Annotated in this window: 3 protein-coding genes and 1 pseudogene; 1 reads left to right on the top strand and 3 read right to left on the bottom strand. The window is 47.3% G+C overall.

Going from position 1 to position 6,161, the window contains the following annotated elements; genetic code table 11:
* Positions 1–251: 251 nt before the first annotated feature.
* Positions 252–1,487, top strand: coding sequence for a discoidin domain-containing protein (locus HKD24_RS14570; protein WP_194260902.1), 1,236 nt, complete (start codon positions 252–254; stop codon positions 1,485–1,487).
* Positions 1,488–1,768: 281 nt separating this feature from the next.
* Here HKD24_RS14570 and HKD24_RS14565 read toward each other — a convergent pair whose 3' ends face one another.
* From HKD24_RS14565 to HKD24_RS14555, 3 genes and pseudogenes are all read right to left on the bottom strand, one after another.
* Positions 1,769–3,706 carry a glycoside hydrolase family 66 protein gene (locus HKD24_RS14565; protein ID WP_194260901.1) on the bottom strand — a complete coding sequence of 646 codons (1,938 nt, stop codon included), beginning with the start codon at positions 3,704–3,706 and terminating at the stop codon, positions 1,769–1,771.
* 130 nt (positions 3,707–3,836) lie between these two features.
* Entirely contained in the window at positions 3,837–4,637 is an 801-nt protein-coding gene (locus tag HKD24_RS14560) for an ABC transporter permease (RefSeq protein WP_194260900.1), read from the bottom strand.
* Between the two features lie 379 nt (positions 4,638–5,016).
* Positions 5,017–5,915: pseudogene (locus HKD24_RS14555) on the bottom strand (IS5 family transposase); the annotation flags it as partial.
* Positions 5,916–6,161 lie beyond the last annotated feature (246 nt).

Below are 6,161 nucleotides of genomic sequence, written 5' to 3'. Positions count from 1 at the left end.
CTCAAAACGCAAAGTGAAAGCCAGATCCAAAAACCATCAAAGCAGCCTAATGAGCCTCAAAATCAGGTCACAGGAACTTCAATGACGGTTCTTCAATCCCTCCACCTCTTCCGCATAAGAACGCTATCTGTCAGACACCTTTAAGCTGCCTTGGCGCTACCAAAATCTTATAATTTTTAAGTTGGAAAGTCGTCAATATAACCTTACCATATCGAGAACTTTCCCATTTCCTTTTGCTAAAGAAACAGTCAATGCTCTCTGGATCTGAAACAACTACCACTGAGCAAGTCGGCCGCTATACACTTTCTCATTACGCCGATAATCCGGAAATCGTAGTTGTAGTTTTTGCTTCAGCAGGCGCCCGATTTGGTGGGCCTATCGAGGAGTTTAAAGGCTCCTTGCGGAAGTATGGTGTGTCCATGTTGTTCGTGCGTGATCGTGATGCCTCTTGGTTTCATGAACCCGAAACACCTGATATGTTCGCAAAAGTTGCGGAGATGATTAGGCCATATAAAAAAGTTGCCGTCTTGGGTGAGTCTATGGGGGGATCTGGTGCTCTTATTTTCCCACGATTTTTTGATAAGATCGACCGGACGTTAGCTTTTTCTCCATTATATAGTTTTGCCTATCCGTTTAACCAGTTTGCGGCCAGTTGGAACAATGACGTTCCTCCCCGTTACTGGGCCTTTGATTCTGAAGACCAGAACGCGCGGGCTCATTCGGTTCTTCTGTATGGTACACGTCAATGGCAGGACACTGCCCATGCAGGGCTTTATTCTTTACAGGGCTATCCTGTTCTGATGGTCAATGGCTCGGGCCATCTAGTGGCGTCCTATCTAAAAAAGGGTTACCAACAGAATTACCTGTCCTTGCTTCTTAAAAACTTCCTGGATTTTTCTAAGCCCTTTAATGCAGAAAGCGCCCGCTCGGTTCTCGAGCCTGTTCTGGCAACATATGGGATCGATGAGAGAGAATGGAATTTCGAAGCTTCCATGAAGCGTGCCCATTTAAGGGTAGGTGATGTGCCTTTTGCTCCCCCGCCCCCCGGTTGTATTGATTTAGCTTTAAACCGCCCAGCGGATCAAAGCTCAATCTGCCAGTATTCCGCGGGAACCACGACACAGGAAGACTCCGCTCGGGCTGTTAGCGACCATGTTCCAGAATTTTATGCTTTCCACACGGACCTAGAAAGTAATCCTTGGTGGAAAATCGATTTAGAAGATATTCGAGAAATAGAAGAGATAAGAATTTATAATAGAATAGATAGAGATTCAGAGCGCGGATTACGATTTTCGATAGAAATATTTGAGAATGAAGGTTGGACAACGGTATTTGAAAAAGATAATGACAATATGTTTGGCGGAATTGATGGACATCCATTTATATGGCGCCCTGAAGAGCCTCTAAAGGCTAGGGAGATACGTATTAAATCCTTGGCTATGGAAGACTTTCTACATTATCAAAAAATAGAAATATTTGGGAAGTAATTCGAAAGAGTTTCAATGCCTTTCCGGTTTTGATAAATGGTCCATTAGTTTATTTTTAGGCCCGAATGTGGGCCGATGAAATGAGGCAGCCTACCTCTAATACTAAAGAGCCCTGCCTCGTTTTGTCGGTTCTAGTGAACCGCTTAAAGCTTACCTCTTTACTTCCACGGGTTGAAGCATGCGCGCACTGGATTAGCGTATTTTTGTGTAAAGCAATGCCGTGCCACCACAGTGAGCAAGTCTTACAGTATAAAACCCGCTCACAAGCTTGACGCCCACCATCAAGGTGTTTCGTAATCGCTGGAGGCCACACCGTTTTCAAGCCACACCATGTCCCAGAACTTGAGGGATGGCAGCGTGAAGGTGATATAGCCGCCCAAACTATTAGAGCCTTTCACATAAGTCAGCTTAACCGGTGCGCCATGGTTCACATCTGGGCTGGCTGTATAGAGGTCGCCGAGCTTTCCGCCAGGTGTGTAATACATCTTAAGCTGAAGCGCACCAGTTAGCGTCGGCGCAGCAGCATTGCCTGCGTTATCATTCACATCGTTAAACGATGCGCTACTCATCTGCTGGTAGTTCAATAAATGCAGGATATCAAAACCGCTGCGATGGTTTTGGAAAAGCCACACTGATCCGGTTGCAGCAGTCGTGCTGCCTTTCGCGCCTGACACAATTGAAGGGGGTGACGCCTTCGACAGGTTGATGTTCAGGCGCAGTAGCTTTTCGTAGGCCACCCCGAAATTCTGATAATCATATTCACCCTGCACCATATCCCGCTTCGGACTAAGCATGTTTCCGATCGGAAAATCATCATTACTGATAAAGCGCGCGCCATCACCGACTTTCTGCTGGCCGTCCACAATCCAGGCATGATGTGAGCCTGTCGCGAGATCAGCCGCCTCCTGATACAGAACCCCTGGTGTATTGAAGGTACAGGCCGTGGAGCCACCGTTGATGGAGCAAGCCTTTGACGCACCAAGCGTCTTGTTCATGCCCATGTCCCAGTCGAGGCCGATATTATTCGGCGTCCGGTTCGCCCATCCCCAAACCTGTCGCGCCTTGGTCAGAAGATCGCCGAAATTTCCAATGTCAGAGGGGTTATTCCACCGCTCGACGAAATGATACGTCTCGCGTCCAGACTGAACCAGATCCTGTTCATTGTACGATCCAGCAGGGTTAAGAACCATTGGCCCCTTCACATATTCCTGCACTGTTTTTAGGAACGAGGAATAGGCCGTATCCATAATAATGCGTTTTGCTGACCAATCCCAAAGTGGCGTATTAATGGTCCCGTAAGTATCAACAAACATGCCATCAAAGCCGAGCTTTTGACGCATGATTTCTGCCTGCTTCCCCCAATATGTCTGCCATGATGTGTTATTCGGGTTCATGACGCCTATATTGGAAAACCCATCATGCCACAGATCAGCGGTCTTACAGTTAGACCCGCAGGCACTGGTAAACGCACCCCATGATAGCTGTGCGCCAGATCCATCACGAACGAAATTAGGACTGATTCCGACGTTTGCTGCGTACAGGGGCATATACATAAGAGTACCCATACGCAAAGACTTGGCTGCTGCGATGTGTCGTTGGATCAGATCTACGCTGATATTCTCACCGTCACCGTTGATCCAAGAAGAACTCTTAATCCAAGGCTGATGCCATCTGTAGAGCATATTGTAGAACTGGAGGTTATTGCACTTGTAAGCATTGAGACTCTGCAGGTCCTGCTGAGGCGTTCCAAACAGGTTTGGCTTCCACCCCCCCCAATCAGTGTACGCTCCGACAACCCAACATTGCCGGGGATAGGTCCACCAGTCAGGAGAGACATCAAATGCGCCGGCTTCCTGATCAATCTGATGTCCGTTCTGATCGACCGCAACCAGATTGACGAAATAGCCTTGCCAGTTCGTGCTACTGGATGGAAAGCGAAGTTCTACACTTGCTGTTGAACCAGTCGCTAGCCCGGAAACTGAAGTAGAAATTGGGTCGCCAACCTGAACGCCACGTCCGGTGACAGTTCCAATTACACGCCCTGTAAAAAGGGCACCTGTTTGATTGGACAGCGTGACCGTCATGCGAACCCGCTCTCCACCTCGATAATGCGAGAAGTCCGTGTTCACTGATTGTATGAGTGGCCCAGATAAATGAGGCTCAGCATTAGCCACAAAGGGAATCAGTCCAGCTAATGCTAAAAATAATTTTCTGACCATCTGCGCTCTCTCAAGAAGAAATATAAAATATTAAAATTGCAGAGGAATGCATGAAAATATGCACTGGATTTATAGCCCATCATCATAATTACGCATAAGCGTGATTAATGATGTCCCTAGCAATAATAAGCTATTGAATTGTGATGTATTTTTTGACCGTCATGGTCAAGTGAAGACCAATAATTGTTAATATAAAATTAACAGCTATCGTATATGTGATGTCATAGTGTGCATGGGCATAGAACCCAAACTGCCCACCGCGAATCATCTCGACCGCCTCTGAACTCGGGGATGACATGAGAATCCAGCGATATTTCTGAGGCACCCAGTCAACCATGACAAAAGCACCCGTCAGAGGAAGGGCCAAATAAGAAAACATGCCAACTACTTTTTCGAGAAATTCTGTACGTTCAGAAAGTGACGCAACAAGTAGTCCTGTATTAAAAGAAAACCAGGACTGGAAAAACAAGCCCAAAAGAATAAGACCCAAAGATGCCGGAAGCTCAATATGACCAAGAACAAATGCTGAAAAATAAACAACCACGCCACCGGCAATGGTTCCTATTATTTCCAAGTACATTCTGGCAGTTATGATGTCTACAGGAGTTACTTGCCTGTGAAAAAGAAGACTTCCATTGGCCTCAAAAGCCTTAGTGGCACGGCCGATACAATGTCGCCACATAGTCAGTGGGACGTAGCCAGTAATAACAATGGCAGTCATCGGAAGACCATGCTCAAAATGTGATCGTATTGCGGTCCAGACAATTGCAACACCCGCGCAGAAAAGTGCGGGCTCTCCAGCAAACCATAAAAAACCGATGTTTTCCCGTCCAAATCTCGTATTAAGCTCACGAAATATCAGAGCAACGATAACATTATATTGCACAGTGAAAAGATGTGTTAGTTGCCGGATGTTTGTCGTTGCTGGCACAGTTCCACAATTCCTAGTGATTTCATATCTTGATTATAAAGGCTTATATACAAGAAAGCGACTTCAAGTTTGTTTAACGCTCTCCTCTTCCTGTTGCCACTCAAAAATTAAGAACCCTCTATGGTTTTATGGCTCGAAGGCAGAGTGATAACAAGCGTTTATGTCCTGTTAGTCCTTGTATAATAGAATGAATTGCATAGCTGTTTGTAATGAACATGATACAGTTTGTTTTTTCTGATCAGGCCTGGTTCGTCTGGGAAATTTTGATCGCAGAGGTTGGGGGATCGAAGAACGGTTGTTTGATATGCCCGGGTTCGGAGCTAGGCTTTTGGCGTGCTGATTGATGATTGCCGTGGTGGCAGTCGCTCTGTGTTTTGATCAGATTGTAGACGATATTGGCCAGTCCGATCCTCTTGGTGGCTCGAACGATGCCGACTGTTCAGATGAACAATCCCGTTTATGACTTCTGGTCAGCAAAGACATGCTCGACACGCGAGCGGATAACTGACTTTCCAGCATTCGATTTCTGAATATGCCGGGGCATGGGTTTGAGATACGGCTTTTCCCTGTGAACCTTCGAGACAGAGCCCTGCTTTTCCATGAAGTCTTCATTGGCCTTTGAGCGATAGGCTGTGTCTGCCCAGACCTTTGAAGCCGTATTGGATTTATCCAACAGGCCTTCGCGTAGTCTGGCGCCATCACTGGCCGCTGCATCGGTCGCCTTCCATTTCCGGATCAGCCGGAACTTCCGATCAGTGGCAATGTGAGATTTATAGCCAAAGAACGGAATGCCCAGATCGGTTGCGGGCATACTCCCATCCTCCTGCCGCTTCCCCTTCGTGAACTTCAACGTCCAGCGTGCATGACAGTCCTTGTGAGACAGCTTTGACGGCTTGTTCTGCCAGTCTTCAGAAATACGGCCAGCCCGGAGATCAGCTTTCTCAGCATTGGTATTATGCTGCTTGGGAGCCGCTACCAGCCTGGCATCCAGGATTTGGCCTGACATGGGCAAATAACCGGCGTTGCGCAGTATCATATCGAACCGGTTGAACAGTACGTCGATGGCACCCGCCTGTGTCAGACGCTCGCGAAACAGCCAGACCGTTTTGGCATCAGGCACACGATCTGACAGTCCCAGAAAGCGCATGAAGGAGAGACGATCATTGATCAGGTATTCCGTCCGTTCATCGGACAGGTTGTTCAGTGTCTGGATGACCAGGATTTTGAACATAAGCACTGGATCAACGGCGGACGCCCGCCTTTGCTCCCGTCTGAACATGAAACAGATTGTGCAAGGTCTTGAGACCTAAGTCTGTCAACATGAGCATACGGCCGAATGGTATCTACTGGCTATAGGTCAGGGTTTGGAGAAAATTTACAAATAGCGCGATTTTTCCGCATTCCAGCCTTATCGGCTAGGGCCTGTTAGCACTTGAAACACTTCCCATATTATAGGGATGGAAGAAGGAGACGGAACAGGCACCTTTACGGACGAGACATGGGCGATCTGGGAGCCTCTGATTG

This window comes from Gluconobacter vitians (assembly GCF_015244565.1).
GTDB classification, from domain to species: Bacteria; Pseudomonadota; Alphaproteobacteria; order Acetobacterales; family Acetobacteraceae; genus Gluconobacter; species Gluconobacter vitians.
The sequence above is the reverse complement of the archived record's forward strand: the minus strand, read 5'-3'. Positions and strand labels throughout refer to the sequence as shown.